The 17,218-nt window shown below is 45.8% G+C and carries 14 protein-coding genes, 1 tRNA gene and 1 pseudogene; 11 read left to right on the top strand and 5 right to left on the bottom strand.

From position 1 onward, the window contains the following. Window positions 1-63 precede the first annotated feature (63 nt). The 3 genes from upp to NIES593_RS03425 all read left to right on the top strand — a co-directional run bounded on the left by upp (window position 64) and on the right by NIES593_RS03425 (window position 2,759). A complete protein-coding gene (upp, locus tag NIES593_RS03415) occupies window positions 64-714 on the top strand; it encodes a uracil phosphoribosyltransferase (RefSeq protein WP_073598242.1) in 651 nt (216 codons plus the stop codon). A gap of 38 nt (window positions 715-752) precedes the next feature. Continuing rightward, window positions 753-1,052 (top strand): ssl2009 family thylakoid membrane protein, encoded by a 300-nt coding sequence (locus NIES593_RS03420; RefSeq protein WP_073598243.1) that lies wholly within the window; start codon window positions 753-755, stop codon window positions 1,050-1,052. Window positions 1,053-1,163: 111 nt separating this feature from the next. Then, entirely contained in the window at window positions 1,164-2,759 is a 1,596-nt protein-coding gene (locus tag NIES593_RS03425) for an Hsp70 family protein (RefSeq protein WP_073598244.1), read from the top strand. Between the two features lie 37 nt (window positions 2,760-2,796). Here NIES593_RS03425 and NIES593_RS03430 read toward each other — a convergent pair. The 3 genes from NIES593_RS03430 to NIES593_RS03440 all read right to left on the bottom strand — a co-directional run bounded on the left by NIES593_RS03430 (window position 2,797) and on the right by NIES593_RS03440 (window position 5,579). Continuing rightward, window positions 2,797-2,868: transfer RNA gene (locus NIES593_RS03430), tRNA-Val, on the bottom strand. A 33-nt stretch (window positions 2,869-2,901) separates the two neighbouring features. Next, window positions 2,902-3,633, bottom strand: coding sequence for a RadC family protein (radC, locus tag NIES593_RS03435; protein ID WP_073598245.1), 732 nt, complete (start codon window positions 3,631-3,633; stop codon window positions 2,902-2,904). Window positions 3,634-3,914: 281 nt separating this feature from the next. After that, window positions 3,915-5,579, bottom strand: coding sequence for an iron uptake porin (locus NIES593_RS03440; RefSeq protein WP_083602314.1), 1,665 nt, complete (start codon window positions 5,577-5,579; stop codon window positions 3,915-3,917). 265 nt (window positions 5,580-5,844) lie between these two features. Here NIES593_RS03440 and NIES593_RS25725 point away from each other — a divergent pair. Together NIES593_RS25725 and NIES593_RS25730 are read left to right on the top strand one after the other, a co-directional pair. Further along, a pseudogene (locus tag NIES593_RS25725) lies at window positions 5,845-6,882 on the top strand (CHASE4 domain-containing protein); the annotation flags it as partial. 18 nt (window positions 6,883-6,900) lie between these two features. Continuing rightward, window positions 6,901-8,019, top strand: a complete 1,119-nt coding sequence (locus NIES593_RS25730; protein ID WP_425432526.1) for a sensor histidine kinase — start codon at window positions 6,901-6,903, stop codon at window positions 8,017-8,019. A gap of 30 nt (window positions 8,020-8,049) precedes the next feature. Here the strand turns inward: NIES593_RS25730 and NIES593_RS23390 are convergent, their stop codons facing one another. Beyond that, entirely contained in the window at window positions 8,050-8,286 is a 237-nt protein-coding gene (locus tag NIES593_RS23390; RefSeq protein ID WP_139253613.1) for a hypothetical protein, read from the bottom strand. Window positions 8,287-8,342: 56 nt separating this feature from the next. Between NIES593_RS23390 and NIES593_RS03450 the strand changes: the two genes are divergently transcribed. The 5 genes from NIES593_RS03450 (at window position 8,343) to NIES593_RS03470 (ending at window position 13,962) form a co-directional block, all read left to right on the top strand. After that, window positions 8,343-8,795, top strand: a complete 453-nt coding sequence (locus NIES593_RS03450) for a response regulator (protein WP_073598247.1) — start codon at window positions 8,343-8,345, stop codon at window positions 8,793-8,795. 76 nt (window positions 8,796-8,871) lie between these two features. Further along, the gene (locus tag NIES593_RS03455; RefSeq protein ID WP_245817257.1) at window positions 8,872-10,980 is read left to right on the top strand and encodes a putative bifunctional diguanylate cyclase/phosphodiesterase; all 2,109 of its coding nucleotides are present in this window, start codon (window positions 8,872-8,874) and stop codon (window positions 10,978-10,980) included. 222 nt (window positions 10,981-11,202) lie between these two features. Then, complete coding sequence (locus NIES593_RS03460) at window positions 11,203-11,589, top strand: YMGG-like glycine zipper-containing protein (RefSeq protein WP_073598249.1); 387 nt, start codon at window positions 11,203-11,205, stop codon at window positions 11,587-11,589. Window positions 11,590-12,023: 434 nt separating this feature from the next. Further along, window positions 12,024-13,019, top strand: coding sequence for an Npun_R2821/Npun_R2822 family protein (locus NIES593_RS03465; protein WP_073598250.1), 996 nt, complete (start codon window positions 12,024-12,026; stop codon window positions 13,017-13,019). A 10-nt stretch (window positions 13,020-13,029) separates the two neighbouring features. Beyond that, on the top strand, window positions 13,030-13,962 hold the full coding sequence (locus tag NIES593_RS03470; RefSeq protein WP_073598251.1) for an Npun_R2821/Npun_R2822 family protein: 933 nt from the start codon (window positions 13,030-13,032) through the stop codon (window positions 13,960-13,962). 37 nt (window positions 13,963-13,999) lie between these two features. Here NIES593_RS03470 and NIES593_RS03475 read toward each other — a convergent pair whose 3' ends face one another. Further along, window positions 14,000-14,914 (bottom strand): ion channel, encoded by a 915-nt coding sequence (locus NIES593_RS03475; protein ID WP_073598252.1) that lies wholly within the window; start codon window positions 14,912-14,914, stop codon window positions 14,000-14,002. Window positions 14,915-15,067: 153 nt separating this feature from the next. Here NIES593_RS03475 and NIES593_RS03480 point away from each other — a divergent pair, with 153 nt between their 5' ends. Next, window positions 15,068-17,194, top strand: coding sequence for an EAL domain-containing protein (locus NIES593_RS03480; protein ID WP_073598253.1), 2,127 nt, complete (start codon window positions 15,068-15,070; stop codon window positions 17,192-17,194). Window positions 17,195-17,218: the final 24 nt, after the last annotated feature.

Raw genomic sequence — 17,218 nt, forward strand, 5'->3', positions numbered from 1 at the left:
TTTAACTGTCAACTTTTGACTCCCCTTTGCTTTTATCATCCAAAATCTAACATCTAAAATCGAATGACTTTACAATTACGAGTATACGTCCCCGACCATCCCTTGATTAAACACTGGTTGGCAGTTGCTCGCGATGCAAATACGCCCTCAGTCCTCTTCAAAACCGCGATGACGGAATTAGGACGCTGGTTAACCTACGAAGCCGCCCGCCACTGGCTGCCGACGCTGGAGGCAACCGTACAAACCCCGCTAGCTGAATGTTCGGCTACGCTGATCGATCCGGAAGTTCCCGTCGCAGTCGTTCCCATTCTCCGCGCCGGACTCGCTTTGTTGGATGGAGCGCAGGTACTGCTTCCTCTGGCTTCAATTTACCATCTGGGAATAGTCCGCAACGAAGAAACCTTGCAGCCTAGTTGTTATTTAAACAAATTGCCAGAACAGTTTGCTTGCGAGACGCGAGTGTTGATTTTAGAGCCAATGCTGGCAACGGGAGGTTCGATTATGACGGCAATGGCAGAAATTACCCGTCGGGGAGGAGATCCGGCACTGATACGGATTATCTCTGTCGTGGCTGCACCGCCCGCTCTGCGACAATTGAGCGAAAAATATCCTAGCTTGAATATCTACACCGCTATCATTGATGAAGGACTAAATAGTAAAGGTTATATCGTACCGGGGTTAGGAGATGCAGGCGATCGCGCCTTCGGAACCTGAGCGATCGCATTATTGTAGATACAGTAGGGAAAAGAACTATGAGTCAGCGTGATGGTTTTGCCGCAGGATTTTTCTTAGGAGCGATCGTCGGCGGCGCAGTCGGCGGCGTACTGGGAGCAGTCGTAGCTACTCGTCGGCAATCTCAAGAACCCAGCCAAGACGATCGGTCTTTGCTTTCGCCCGGTCAAGGGGCTAAATTCGAGACAGAAGAAAGCATGGAAAGGGCGCGTCGCCGCCTAGAAGATAAAATAGCTCAACTCAATAGCGCGATCGACGATGTTCGCCAGCAGCTAGATCCGAATAATGGCAGTTCATCCCAACCAGAGGAGTTACCTTGAAGGTGAATTCGGGGTTGGAAGAAGATCGTTCCCAACTCCGAACTCATAGCTCTGCTAGAGGATAAATTATGTAACACTGATAACTGATAATTGACCACTAATAACTGAAAAGTGTCCTACGCCATCGATTTCGGTACCAGTAACACCGTTATTACCCGTTGGAACGCAGTAACCGAAAAGCCCGAAACCGTAAAACTATCGGGACTGTCCCAACAACTGGGAGATAATCCCCCTCTGATTCCCAGTTTGGTGTATGTAGAAGATGCCAGTCGCGCTAAGATCGTCGCGGGACAGACAGTACGCGATCGCGGTTTGGATCTCGCCAGCGATCCCCGCTTCTTCCGCAGCTTCAAGCGAGGAATCGGCGCGCAAATACAAGGGTTTTTGCCAGAATTAGATGAAAAAATCGTCACTTTTGAACGAGTCGGGGAATGGTTTTTAACGACGTTAATTAACCAACTCAAAGACGAAACCTCCCAAACTCCGGACTCTCTCGTCCTCACGGTCCCCGTCGATAGCTTTGAAACCTATCGCAGTTGGTTGACTCAAGTCTGTCAATCTTGGGCGATCGAACAAATTAGAATTCTCGACGAACCGACGGCAGCGGCGCTGGGGTACGGTACGACAGATGAAAATTTGCTTTTAGTCGTCGATTTTGGCGGCGGAACGATCGACCTTTCTTTAGTTCAGTTGGACTTAGATAACAAACAAAAAACGCAGGGCTTTATTCTTAAATGGGGCGAAAAATTCTTTGGCAATAATTCGGGACAAAAAGCTAAACTCGCCCGCGTTTTAGCCAAAGCAGGCACGAATTTAGGGGGTTCCGATCTCGATTATTGGTTAGTCGATTATTTTGCTCAAACACAAGGATTGCCAAAATCTCCTTTAACAACTCGTTTGGCAGAACGACTAAAGATTCAACTCTCTTCTCAAACACAAGCAACTGAAGTTTATTTTAATGATGAAACTTTTGAGAGTTACGAATTAGCATTAGAACGCGATCGCTTTGAAGAAATTCTCAAACAACAGCAATTTTTTGAGCAATTAGACGAATTAATGACTCAAGTCTTGCAGCAAGCAAGACGCAATGGCATTGAAATAACCAATATCGATGCCGTGTTATTGGTGGGAGGAACGGTACAAATTCCTGCCGTACAAAATTGGGTCAAACAATACTTTGATGAAGCTAAAATTCGCTGCGATCGCCCCTTTGAAGCGATCGCATTGGGCGCGTTGCAATTAGCCCAAGGATTTGAATTAAAAGACTTTCTTTATCACAGTTACGGAATTCGCTACTGGAATCGCCGCAAAAACGCCCATAGCTGGCATCCGATTATTAGGGCAGGGCAACCTTATCCGATGGACAATCCCGTTGAATTGACCTTGGGTGCCTCTGTGGAAAATCAACCCAGCATCGAATTAATTATCGGTGAATTGGGTGCAGACACGGGAGGAACGGAAGTATATTTTGAAGGCGATCGCTTGGTAACTCGTTCCGTTGGCAGTGGCGAAACCACGGTTCGCCCTCTCAACGATCGCGATGGGGCAAGAACGATCGCGCAACTAAATCCTGCGGGGAGTCCGGGAAGCGATCGTATTAAATTGCAATTGTGGGTAGACGAACAGCGTTTCTTGCGAATTAACGTGGAAGATTTACTGAGACAAGAAACACTACTGAGAAATCAGATTGTGGCACAGTTGAGTTAAGCGGGCGATCGCTAACCAGTTATATCAAACGTAAAAATGGGCGATACTGGATTTGAACCAGTGACCCCTTCCGTGTGAAGGAAGTGCGCTACCCCTGTGCCAATCGCCCTTCTTCCTCCAAGCTTAACATAAACCTCAACTATCAATCGTTTTGAGGGTATTTCTCCCACAGATTGGTTATCTGTCGCAAACTTTGACGATCGCCATTGCCGACGATTAAGTGATCCAAAAGTGGAATCCTTAAATATTGCGCCCCTTGTAATAACTGCTCCGTTAAAGAAATATCTTCTCGACTCGGTTCTAAGTTACCAGAAGGATGATTGTGAGCGATAATGAGCTTCGTTGCTCCTTGTTTGATAACTTCGCGGAAAATCTCGCGAGGATGAACTAATGTTTCAGTGGCAGTACCGATGGTTACCACTTTAGTACCAATGAGACGGTTCTTGACATCTAACAAAATGACGGCAAATCGCTCTTGTTGCTGCCACATCAAATCTAGACTAATCGCTGCTGCTGCTGCATCGGGACTGTCTATCACAACCTTTTCCATCGGTCGTATTTGAAACGATCGTTTGCCCAATTCAACAGCAGCAAGAATAGTTGTAGCTTTTGCAGGTCCAATTCCTGGAATCGCCATCAACTCTTGAGGGCTGATATCTCTCAAAACATCCAGAGGCTCGCGCTTGTGCTTGCTTAATTCTTGTAAAATGTACTGTCCTAAGCCGATCGCAGAGAGTTTTCCCTTTCCTTGACCCGTAGCGAGTAAAATGGCTAACAATTCAGCCGTTGATAAATGTCTGGCTCCCAAGCTCAGCAATCGTTCGCGAGGTCGTTCGCTGCTGGGAATATCGGCAATTCTGAGACTATAGGTCATGGATGAGTTAAGTTTGACGATTTAATCGGGAACAATCTCTTAATTTTCTCCCCTCAGGGATAATTAATACCGTTTCTAAAAAAAGCATAGAAAGCCAAAGCCCTGTAATATCGGTTTAAAAAATGTTGGCGACAGGATAGATCTCTAAAACGCCTATTAGAAGTTCCTTTCAAAATCCTTTCGTCCAAAATCTTTTCATCCAAAATCCAAAATGGTATGAGTGTATGAGAGGGCGCAATAAAAGTTCCCTCGCGCCCCCGTCTTTAATTAGCTGGGCATTATTAGAACGTAAAAGTCGTTCTAACAACGCCCAAAATCGCATCTTCATCATCCTGCTGATCGGGCGCGTTTAGATAAACAATTCCAGGCGTGATGGAAATATTATCGTTGAGCTGATAGCGGTAGAAAGCTTCTATGTGTATGGGAATATTGTTAGAAGCACCAACAAAACCCACTTCAGCGGGGTTGCCCAAATAGGGCTGAACGCCTGCGATCAAACCGCCCAAATTTCCCTCTCCGAACAAGTCAGGAAAGGCAAGAGACAGTGCGTAGTTCCAAATTTCTCCGTCCTCAGAGACATTGCGAATATCGGCGATCGTGTATCCTCCCCAAGCGCTGACGACGAATTGCGGCGCAACCCGATAAGAAGCACCAACGCCAAACGAGTTGGCACTAACCCTAGCATCAGTGCCGCCAGGAAAGTTAGCAAAGCTTGTCCCGACAACTCCTGTACTATCGGGGGAAGTAGCAAAGCCATAGTTAAAGATGGGCGTACCAGCACTATGATAGCTATTGACGTAGGTCAGGACAAACGTCAGACTGTCATTGGGCGTAATGGTCAACTGCCCCAAAGCAGCATAGTCTCCGTTAAAAATTCCAGCCCCTTCTGCCGGACTGGCAGCATCGGAAGGCCCGGCTAGATAACTCGTACTAAGCGTAAATGTATCGCCGAACTTAAGGTTAAATCCTGCCCCAGCGCCACCTCCGATATAGTAAATCGGATTGTGGGCACCAAAGAGAGTCAGGGCACCAGAACCGCCATCGCCGCCATCGTCAATGGGATCGTTACCAGCGGTAGGTAAATAGTCTGAAGTAGCTCCGGCAGCAGCAGTCACGAAAACTTCAGCCCAATCGCCAATCGGCGTGAAGTAGGATAGAAAATCGATCGCGACATCATTGTCAGCATAGTCCTGGAAGGTAAAGGTACCTTCACCCGTAGGGATGCCCGTTCCTTGGGAAGGAAGGTCGAAGCGAGGAGAATTGCCTGCCGCCAGTCCGGTATAGAGAATATCTTCTCCTGTAAAGCTAGTTTCTAGATATAAGCGCGTCCGATTTTGGAAAACGGCTTGATTATCCGTCCCGCCGTTGTTGGTTGCGGCAGCAACGGCAAAAACCACTTCGCCCGTTAGCTTAGTAGTTGTTGAAAATTGATTGTCTTCCAAAAAGGCAACGCGCCCTTCTAAGTTATCGACTCGTCCGCCCAGGGCAGCTAGTTCGGCTTCAAATTCTTGAGCGAGTCGTTTGAGCGTATCCACGTCTTCCTTGAGCACGGCAACATTTTCTTGGATGAGGCGCTCTATGGTGTTCATACAAGCGTTCAAACCAGCAGCAAACTCCCAACGAGTCAGGGCGCGGTTGCCTCGGTAAGTGCTATCGGGATAACCTACAATACAGCCATAGCGTTCTACCAAACTCCGCAATGCTTCATATGCCCACTCTGTCGGAGCGACGTCCTTTAATTCTTGGACGCTAGTCACTTGGTCGAGGGAATCGCTCTGATTATTGTAGCGATCGAGTTGTTGGAGGAAGTCAGCATTAGCCGCAGGAGTTTCGCGACTTTGAGGCGCGATCGCGTCAGCTAGAGCATTGGTCGTCGTTAGACCTATCGAACCCAGCAGCATCGAACCGAGCAGCCCGTATTGTCCTAGTTGTCTCAAACTTGTCATATCCTCACACCTTATAAGAGTAATGATTCGAGAATCGATTCAATCGAAACTCTAAATTTAAATTTCCCAAAATGATTGCCCAAATTCAACAGAAGCAAAAAAATGTTAAGCAAATCCTTGCTATTTCCGATCGCGATTGGGGAATTCTAGGTGTCAGTCTAGCGCTGGCCATCTCAGCGTAACGGGGACTTTCGAGCGCCCAGCTTCGGGAATCGAACCGCAAAAAGTTTTCCAAAAACTCATGTCAGCTATCATTTCCAAACCAATGTCAGGACTTCGTTTTAAAGTAGTATCCGCGATTGGCATTGCATTTTTAGTGCTTTTCGTCGGTCAATTTACTGCTGCTCGGATTATTTTGCTCAACAGTTATGCCAAATTCAATCGAGAAAGGGCTATCCTGAATGCCGAGCAAGTCCAGAATGTTTTATCTCACGAAATTTGTCAGCTAGATCTGATTGCTGGCGATTGGGCTGAATGGAACGATACCTACCAATTTGTTAAAGATGGGAATGCCGCCTATGTAGCCTCAAACCTAGTAAACGGAACATTCACCAATTTGAAGCTTAACGTTTTGCTGATTATCAACCCATCCGGACAAATCGTCTTTGGGCAGGGTTTCGACCTACAGAGTCAAAAAAGACGAGCATTGCCTGCTGACTTGATGGCGCTAATTTTTCAAGACAGATCGCCTCTGCTGCGTCATTCTCGAACGAAGGGAAGTATCAAGGGTTTCGTTCTCCTACAAGAGGGTTTGATGCTTCTGAGCGCTCGGTCTATCCTCACCAGCCAGGAACGAGCACCCGTTCGCGGAACCTTAATTATGGGGCGCTTTCTCGATCGCGCAGAGATTGAAAGGCTGGCTAAAGTTATGCAAGTAAAATTAAGTCTTTATCGCGATCGCGATCCTCAACAGCCAGCCGACGTTCAGTCCGTGCGATCTCAATTACTTAAAAATGCGCCAGTCGCTGCAAAAACCCTAACTAACAACGCGATCGTGTCCTATGTTTTGCTGCGCGATATTTTCGCTCGACCCGCCTCGATCGTGCGCCTAGAAATAGACCGAAACACCCATGTGCATGCAGAAAGCAGTTTTTTCTACTATTTCTGGACTACCCTAGTCATCGGTTTAGTCTTCTGCGGTCTGAGTTGGCTGCTGCTAGAGAGGCTAATCCTCTCTCGTCTGGGTCAACTTACCCACCTAATCAATCAAATTGGATCTACTGGCAACTTGTCGGCAAGGGTTTTATTGCCGGGTAACGATGAATTATCTCAACTAGCTAGCGCTCTTAACTCGACGCTCGAACAACTCCAGCAATCTCAGATAGCTCTTAAAGAGAGCGAAGAGCGGTATTTTCTGGTAGTTGAAGGCGCTAATCATGGCGTGTGGGATTGGGATTTGCTGAGCGACCAAATTTATTTCTCCCCGCGTTGGAAAGCCATTCTCGGCTACAAAGATAATGAAATCGCTCCAGATCCCAATGAATGGTTTGGGCGAGTACATCCCCAAGAGCGCGAGTCGATCGAATGGGGGATCGAGATTCACTTAAACGGTCAGACTCCTTACTTTCGACACGAATATCAGATGCGGCACAAAGACGGATCGTATCGCTGGGTACTTTGTCGGGGACTGGCAGTACGAGACGAACAGGGAAAACCCTACCGCATGGCAGGCTCGCTGAGCGATATCACAGAGCGCAAACTCGCCGAACGAGCCTTGGCACAACAGGCGGTAGAATTAGCGCGATCCAATGCCGAACTCGAACAGTTTGCCTATATCGCCTCCCACGACCTACAAGAACCCCTCAGGAAAATCGAGGCATTTGGCGATCGCCTGCAAGCCAATTACGCCGACCAACTCGGCGATCGAGGTCGAGATTATCTAGAGAGAATACAAAAGTCAGCGCAGCGCCTGCGAATCCTGATCCAGGATCTACTCACTTTCTCGTGCGTGACCACTAAAGCTCAACCATTTGTCTCGGTCGATCTCAACAAACTGATTGCTGAGATCGTCTCCGATTTTGAAGTGCAAATTCAGCAGACGAGAGGGGGCATAGAAATTGGCGAACTCTTTCCTATCGATGCCGATCCGCTACAGATGCGTCAATTGTTTCAGAACTTGCTCAGCAATGCCCTAAAATTTCGCCGCCAGGAGGAACCGCCAATCGTTCGAGTGTTCGGAGAAAGGTTAACGGGCAATCGCTGTCGGATCTCAGTGAGTGACAACGGCATTGGCTTTGACGAAAAGTATCGCGATCGCATTTTCCAGGTTTTTCAACGCCTGCACGGTCGTAACGAGTACGAAGGAACGGGGATCGGACTCGCTATCTGTGCCAAAATCGTCGCTCGCCATCGCGGTTCTATCGAAGCTAAAAGTACTCCAGGTCAAGGCGCGACTTTTATCGTTACCTTACCCATTCGACAGGCTAGAGAAGTGGACTAGGAGTGTGGGGAGATTTCTGAGATCTGACTTTTATTTCATCGCCAGAAGAAAGGCTTCCCTGGTCGCGCTCGATGGCATGCGATCGAGATCGCAACCCGATGAGTATCGGATCGCAGTTAAAGACAATAGCATCGGGTTTGATGAAAATATAGCGATCGCATTTTTCAGGTATCCAACGCCTGCACGGTCGCAGCGGAATGCAAAGGAACGGATATCGGCTTGGCAATTTGCGCCAAAATCGCCACCGCCAAAAGTGTTCCAGAGCAAGGATCTACTTTTATCATTCAACCCCCTTTCCAACAGGAATCAGCCGCAAGCGAACTATGAAAACGACCAACAAACTTACAACCATTTTAATCGCCGATGACGACGAAGAGGATTGCATGTTGATCCAAGAGGCTCTAGAAGCGAGCAAACTCGCCAACGATCTAAGCTTTGTCAGCGATGGCGAAGAACTGATGGATTATTTATATCGCCGAGGTCAATACGCCGAACCGAGTACTTCTCCCCGTCCCGGATTGATTTTGCTCGACTTGAATATGCCTAAAAAGAACGGTCGCGAAGCCTTGCAAGAAATCAAAGTCGATCCCAATCTACGCAGAATTCCCGTCGTCGTCTTAACCACCTCGAAAGCAGAGATAGATATTTACCAAAGCTACAATCTGGGCGCTAACTCTTTCATCACCAAGCCTGTCACTTTTGAAGGATTGGTTGAAGTCATGAAAACGCTAGGTAAATACTGGTTCGCAGTTGTAGAACTTCCACCGCAAGCGTAAGAAATCAGAAGAAAACGGGAATACTTAAGATGATTGTCGTATTTGCGAACCCCCGATCGCTGAAAACTGATAAACGATGATGAGCAACACAGGAAGTCAACAATTAAGAATCCTATTAGTGGAGGACGATGAGGATGATTTTATCCTCCTCAAAGATTTATTGTCTGACATCGAGGGAACTGAATTTACACTGGAGTGGGTTAGCAATTACGCAGCCGCACTAGAAGCAGTGCAAAAGAACCAGCACGAGATCTATCTATTTGACTGCTGTTTGGGAGAGTATAATGGGCTAGAACTCCTGCGAGAGGCGATCGCCAATGGTTGTAAAGTTCCCGTTATCATGCTCACCGGACAGGGAGAGCGGGAAAATGACCTCGAAGCCATGCAAGCCGGCGCAGCCGATTATCTGGTTAAAGGCGAGATTAGTGCTTCTTTACTAGAGCGATCGATTCGCTATGCCATCAATCGCTCTCAGACGTTGGACGCATTGCGAGAGAGCGAAGAACGATATGCCTTAGCCGCTCAAGGCTCTAACGATGGGTTGTGGGACTGGAATCTAGCCACTAATGAAGTTTATTTCTCCGAACGCTGGAAAGCAACCATCGGTTTAAGCGATCGAGAGAAAGAGAATTTTAAACATTTTAATCAGTGGTTGCAGCGCATTCATCCCGAAGATTTGGAGCGATTTAAAACGAAGTTGCGCGACCACCTCAAAGGCATTACTCCCTACTTTGAAAGCGAATATCGCATTCGGCATTGCAACGGGACTTATCTTTGGGCGCTCAGTCGAGGGCTAGCCGTTCGCACTGCTAACGGTCGTCCCTATCGCATAGCAGGCTCTCAGACCGATTTAAGCCATCATCGCGTTCTTTACGATCAGCTAACGGGTTTGTCGAACCGAACGCTCTTTATCGACCATCTAGAGCGCACCCTCAAGCGTACCAAACGACAACCCGATTATTTATTTGCCGTTATCTTTTTAGATTGCGATCGCTTTAAGATAATTAACGACAGTTTGGGACATTTGGTCGGCGATCGATTGCTGATCCAAGTAGCAAAAAGACTGCTAAAATGCCTGCGACCGGGAGATATCGTCGCCCGTCTGGGAGGCGACGAATTCGCCATCTTGCTAGAAAACATTAGAGATATTAGCGATGCAACGCAGGTAGCCCAGCGGATTAACGAAGACTTGATGAAACCCTATAGCCTAATGGGTCATTTGGTATACATTTCGGCAAGCATCGGCATTGCTCTCAACTCGCAAAATTGCCAGAAACCGGAAGACCTGCTCCGCAATGCCGACACTGCCATGTATCGCGCCAAAGCTCTAGGGAAAGCTAGGTACGAGGTTTTCGATACTACCATGCACGCCCAAGCGCAGGCGCGATTACAGCTAGAAACGTCACTCAGACAAGCACTCGAACGCAGCGAATTTCATCTCAACTACCAACCAATTATCTCTCTGAGCACCAACAAAGGTATTGGTTTCGAGGCGCTGGTGCGCTGGCGACATCCAGATCGGGGCATTATCTCTCCAGCCGACTTTATCCCAGTAGCAGAAGAAACGGGGTTAATTATTCCGCTCGGTCAGTGGGTACTTCAAGAAGCCTGCCGCCAGATGAAAGCATGGCAGGAACAGTTCCCAATCTGTCGGTCTTTGACGATGAGCGTCAACCTATCTCGCCAACAATTGTCTCAACCCGATTTAGCCGGACAAATCGATCGCATTCTCAAGGGAACGGGCTTGTCGGCAAGCTGTCTGAATCTAGAAGTGACCGAAACGGGCTTGATGAACGAACACGAGGAAACGGCAGCGACGATTCTCGCTGAAATCAAAGAATTAGGCGTGCAGTTATCGCTAGATGATTTTGGGACGGGATATTCGTCGCTCAGTTGCATCCATTCTTTTCCCATTGATACGCTTAAGCTCGATCGCTCCTTCGTGAATAATATGCATATTGCTAGCAAGAATATGGACATCGTTCGAGCGATCGTTACTTTAGCACGCAGTTTGGGCATAAAAGTGACCGCAGAAGGCGTGGAAACCGCCAAACAACTGGCACAGTTACAAATCCTCAAATGCGATTGCGCGCAAGGCTATTTCTTTTCTAAACCGCTGGCACCAGAAGCTGTAACCGATTGGATAGCCAGAAATTTCCCAGAAATTGTGAGAAAGTTTGCTTAACAATTGGGCAATACCATTAACTTCCCTACAACACCATTGCCAATTGCCAATTGGATTGTCCCCATTTGAATTTCTACTATTTTCCCTTTTTTTCTACTATTTTCCACAATTGGGATCGGAAATTTTCCCAATTGGAGTGGGACTGACATCCTCAAGCGATCGCAATAGCCTTAAAAAAAGGTTAATAGAGCCTCATAAAAATTTCACTAACAGGAGTGAGAAATGAAAAGAGGACAAAAAATCACCTTGTTCGCTCCGGCGATCGTTGCCACTGGCATCCTAGGAACTATTTTATTGCCATCTCAACCTGCTCGTGCCGATCTAATTAAGGATACTGCTGTAGGAGCAGCTACCGGAGTCGTTGCTGGAGAAATTCTCGATCGACGAAGCAGTACCTGGAAAAATGCGGTAGGAGGGGCGGCAGCGGGCGCAGCAGTCAGCGCGACGCATAATCGCAATAGCGGTACCCTTCCGAGTCTGATTCAAGATGCCGCAGTTGGGGCAGCAGCTAATGCAGTAACTGGCGAAATTACAAACAATAGCTCGCTAGGGAATAATGCCATCAAAGGAGCAGTCACTGGTGTAATTGTCAACGTCACTAAAGACTGAGTTCTAATTTCTTTATAGGGTGACTGCCGGTTGAGTGACAAATCTTTGTCCCCTCATCCCTAAATCCCTTCTCCCACAAAGAGCGAAGGGACTTCAGGTAAAAGCCTTAATTGGAAAGTCCCTCTCTCGCTCTGGGAGAGGAGTTGGGGTGAGGGCGATTTGAGTTGGGTTACTCAACCAGGGGTGACTAACGAGTCAATTCCCCTTACGGGGGTCGATCGTTAAAAAGCTAATTTGAAGACCGTTGGGAATTTATTTGTGCATAATAGCCTGCCTGACTTAATACAGTTGTGGCAGGTTTTTTCGTAATCCTAGCCCATTCTGGTTAAAATTCAATTGGCATGCAACTCAAAAGGCAAATCAACAAAACTCGGTCACAATTTCTCAAGTTGACTGAATTAGCTAAACTAAATTGGGGCTTGTAATTTAGATTTATGGATGGAATTTGTACCTTAGCTAACGACCGAGTTTACGACCAACTAATTGCTTTACTTAATAGCATTGAAGCCAATTCAGATTCGGAAACTCCTGTTTGTGTCTATCCTTACGACGATAATACCGAAAAAATTGCGGCTGAGATAGCTAAGCGCCCTAATGTCCAATTGTACGACGATCGCAGCTCGATCGAAAAATGGGATAATTTTGCTCGCTCTGTTTGGGATACTCATCCGACTGCGCGAGAGCGTTGGGCTAAAGTAGGAAGTACGGGGTATCATCGCTTTGGCACCCATCGGCGCTATTGTGCATTCGATGCTCCTTTCGATCGCTTTCTTTACATGGATGCCGATACCTTACTCTTAGATTCGGTTGACTCGATCTTTGCCCGACTCGATCGCGACGATTGTATTGTTTATGACTTTCAGTATAAAGATCCTACACACGTTTACGAACTTTCCTCGGCTAAGTTAACAGAAATTTTTCCAACACAAAGAATTAAATCTGAAATTTTTTGTTCGGGATTTTATGCCTCTAAAAAAGATTTATTTGACGAAGAGAGAAAAAATTGGTTGCTCGATCGCCTCAAATCTGGAGAAGCAGAAATTCTCTATCCCATGGCTCCCGATCAAACTTTGATTAACTATATGATGATGCGATCGGGATATTCGATTTATAATTTTGCTCTCCAGCTACCCAAAAATAAAAGAACGGGATGCAGCATCACTTCCAGGCATTTTAAAAGTAGAAATAACTTGCTCTACGATAAAGGCAATCGCTTGACTTATTTACACTATATTGGGATTCACTCTAGAGTCTTTGCTCAAGTCGGTGCGGGAGAAAATCTGAGCTTTCCCTATCGAGATATTTTCTTGTATTACCGCTATCTTTACGAACCAGAACAACGTCCCAATTTTAATGAGAAAGCGAAACCTTATCGACAATCTCCCAATCTGGCTAAAAAAATCTTGAAAAAATTAGGATTGACATTTTGAGGTCAAATAGATGAATCGCGGAATTTATATAGTTGCTAATGATAAAGTTATCGATAATGCGATCGCACTCCTAAATAGTATCCGCTATCATGACAGAGATGTCTCCGTTTTCTTGATTCCTTTCAACGAACAGTATAAAAAAGTCGCTAATATTCTCAAACAGAAGCATAATGTAGAAATTTTTCCCGATTTAGATTTCCTGGAAAAATTTACGCAAAAAGTTGGAGAAATTTTCGATAGAGATTTTTTAAATAATCCCAATAAAATGCGAAAACTCGTTCAGTGGTTTGGACCACTAAATGAATTCCTTTATATCGATACAGATATTCTAGTTTTTGAAAAAATTGTTGATATTTTAAACTATTTATCTGAATGCGAGTTTGTTTGCTGCGATTATCACTATAAAAAAAGACAACTAGCCGATATTTTTTCTTCTGTAGTTAAAGAGCAAGGAATCTTTAGCGATCGCGAATTAGAAGATGTTTTTAATAGCGGCTTCTGGGCATCTAAAAAAGGAATATTTTCAGAATCTCAACTATATGAATTATTACAAGAATGCGCTCAACATCGAGAATATTTTGACTTTTCTTACAAGACAACCGATCAACCCATTCTTAATTATATTATTCTCAAAACAACACAAAAAAGGCTGAATTTAGTTAAAATTTCCGATAAAGAACCCGGTAGCTGGGCAGGTTCCCAACATTTTACAGAAAAAGATCATATTTTATATGACGGAGAGAATCGATTGAGATACCTTCACTGGGCAGGGATGCCCATGATCCCTGGCAGTGCTTATCGAGAACTCTGGGAATACTATCGTTATTTGGGAGAAACAAAACCACCTCAAGTTGTTGTGCCACCTCAACAAGAAAGTCAGTGGCAAAAATTCGTCACTCGAATTAAACAACAAATTAAAAAAGCGATCGGCAAGCGAAAATGAGAATTAAGCGACGAAAGAAGCTTAGACGTGCGGAGTGTCAATCTATGGGCACGACATCGTGGAAATGGTTGTAGTCGATGTAGCGATCGCCATTGGGAGCGTCGCGAATCACATCGACAAATCGATTGTTCCAAAGAATGTCTTGAGCGGCATAGATGTGACGGGAGTGAATCGCCTGAGCGACGGTTTCATCGATTCCACTGAGCGAGATGACGAGAGTCGTTTGATTTTCAAATAAAGAGTCTGGCGTAGCGCCATAGAGAGGGCTATTTTCATCGATCTGGTGCATAGCAGCCCAAGTCAGCGCAAAACTCGGCGATCGGTGTCTCAGCAGCTTGAGATCGTAGATCCGACGCATAAATTGCCCTTCGCTACTGATTTCGTCTCGCATGAGATAAACCTGTAACTGCGCTTCTAAAATCAGGTTGCGGCGCTGATTAGCCGCCCGAAACATGAGAGTGGGAACGCCATCGTAGGGCGTAATTACGGCAACGCGGCTAAAGAGAACGCGAGCTGTAGGCAAGGAAAATCGGGCAAAGGCAAGTCCGGTAACGACGGCGATGGTTAATAAACTCGTAATTGCTGATAGTGTGACGATGATATTGGCGTAAGTGGTTTTTGGCGCGATGACACCATAGCCAATCGATGCCAAGGTATGCACGCTGAAGAAAAATGCATCCTCAAAAGATCCCGGACGCGCCCCCTCCAAACAATCTCCACCTGCCAGATATAACAGCGCAAAAAGGGCATTGAGGACAATATAGGCGATCGCGACGATCGCAATAAATCCCCACCAGGGAATGGTCAGCATCATGTGATAGGGATCGCGCCAGTAGGAATACCAAGCGCCAAGACCAACTATTTGAAAGCGCCCGTCTTGGATTTGAATTTTAACGACTGGAAGCCGACGCTGACGAGCTTTTGCGGAATTTCTCTCTTGTCGAGGTTTCATCATCACCTTTGATTGCGATCGAAATCACGACGGGCGAGTGACAACTGTTGTTGAGGGAACCGTTTTTAGAGGGCATTCTCTTATTAATAAGCCAAATTTTAAGGCGCTAATGATTAAACAACCTCTAAACACCCGCTCTTAGGACAATACAAGATGTTAACCCTAGTAGACAACTTAAAAAAAGTTAACCACATCTTGGTGATTGATGCGCCCAATTTGAGACGGACGGTTTCTCTCGAACAGCCTATGTATTCAATTGGTCGGCAGACGAGCAACTCAATTGTCATTTTTTCTCAAAAGTTGTCTCGCAAACATGCCACTATTCTAAGGAAAAATGAAGATCGAGACAACAGTCATTCATTTTGTATTATTGATGGAGATTTAGAGGGAAATAAAAGCAAGAATGGCATTTTCGTTAATGGGAGAAAATGTCTAGAGCATGAGCTTAAACACGGAGATTTAATCAACCTATCTGACGACATTAGAATAAGTTATTATATTATTAATAACTCTTCCAATAATCTTAATGCCGATCGCTATAAAGATAGTCAACTAATCCCTGAAAAATCCACCTCTTTTAATATCTCTAGAGAGCAATTCAAACAAACTCAAGTTATTACAAAAACTGAGATAACTGAGATCGAAGGAGAAAATGATTACGAGCTAACTAAATTAGCATCTTTAGTTGAATTAAGTCCCAATCCAATTATTGAAATTGATTGGGAAGGTCAAATCACTTATCTAAATTCAGCAGCCAGTCTAAAATTTCCCGATATTTATAAAACCAAACTAGAGCATCCCATTCTCAAAGATTTACTGGAAAAGAATCAGCATCGCAACGGCAATTTATTAATCCGAGAAGTCAAAGTTGAAGAAGAAGTCTTTGAACAACACGTTCACTACTTATCCGAAAGTAAACTGATTAGAAGCTACATTTTTGATATTACCGAACGGAAACGAATCGAAGAAATTTTGCAATATCAAGCGTTTCACGACGCGCTTACCGATTTGCCCAACCGCTCCTTCTTCCACGAACAGCTAGCACTGGCGATCGCCAATGCCCATCGCAATCAAACCCAAATGGCAGTCATCTTTCTCGATCTCGACTGTTTTAAGAACATCAATGACACCCTAGGACACAGCATCGGCGATCGCATTCTGCAACTATTTGCCAAACGCTTGAATGCCGGCTTGAGGGAGGGCGATACCATCGCGCGTTGGGGAGGCGATGAATTTACGATCCTGCTGCCCCACATTAAAAATGTTGAAGAAGCTGCCAAGCTTGCCGAGAGACTGCTCGGAGAAATCAAACAGCCCTTTGAAGTCGGCGAACACAAACTATATGTCAAGAGTAGCCTCGGCATTGCTATCTATCCTCAAGATGGAGAAGATCCCGAAACGCTGCTCAAAAATGCCGATGCCGCCCTCTATCGCAGTAAAGAACAAGGTCGCGATCGCTATCAGTTTTATAGCTCGACCATGACTTCTAAAGTCTCGGAATGGTTGCGACTAGAGCATCTGCTCCACCAAGCATTGGTCAATGAGGAATTGTTCCTCGTCTACCAACCTCAACTCGATCTTGAGAGTGGCAAGATCTTTGGCATGGAAGCCCTTCTGCGCTGGCATAATCCAGAATTAGGGCTAGTCTCGCCAGCCAAATTTATCCCGCTAGCCGAAGACAACGGGCTGATCGTTCCTATCGGCGAATGGGCACTCTTGAGTGCCTGCGCTCAAATCAAAGCTTGGCAATTACTAGGAATAGAACCGTTCAAGGTGTCGGTCAATCTCTCCGCCCGACAATTCCAAAACGCCAACCTAGTAGAGATGGTGACGCAAATCTTACAAGAGACAGAAATAGATCCTCAATGGCTGGAATTAGAAATTACAGAAACCACCATCATGCAAAATGTCAATTTTGCGCGTCAGGCACTGGAGAAATTGCAGCAAATCGGCGTTCGCATCTCTCTAGATGATTTCGGAACCGGATACTCCTCTCTCGGCTATCTCAAACAATTTCCCTTCCATACCCTCAAAATCGACCAATCTTTTGTCCGCGATCTTAAGGAAAATTCTCGCGATACAGCAATTATTTCAGCAGTCATCGCTCTAGGACGCGGACTCAATCTGCGCGTCATTGCCGAAGGCGTAGAAACCCAGCAACAACTGGAATTACTGCGGAATCTGCAATGCGAAGCCATACAGGGATATTGGTTAAGCAAACCCTTAATTGCCGCAGAGGTAGTTAACTTTCTGACTTGTCACGCCAAAATGGCGGGGTAATTTTAAATTCACCAATACACAAAC

Source organism: Hydrococcus rivularis NIES-593, assembly GCF_001904635.1.
GTDB classification, from domain to species: domain Bacteria; phylum Cyanobacteriota; class Cyanobacteriia; order Cyanobacteriales; family Microcystaceae; genus Hydrococcus; species Hydrococcus rivularis.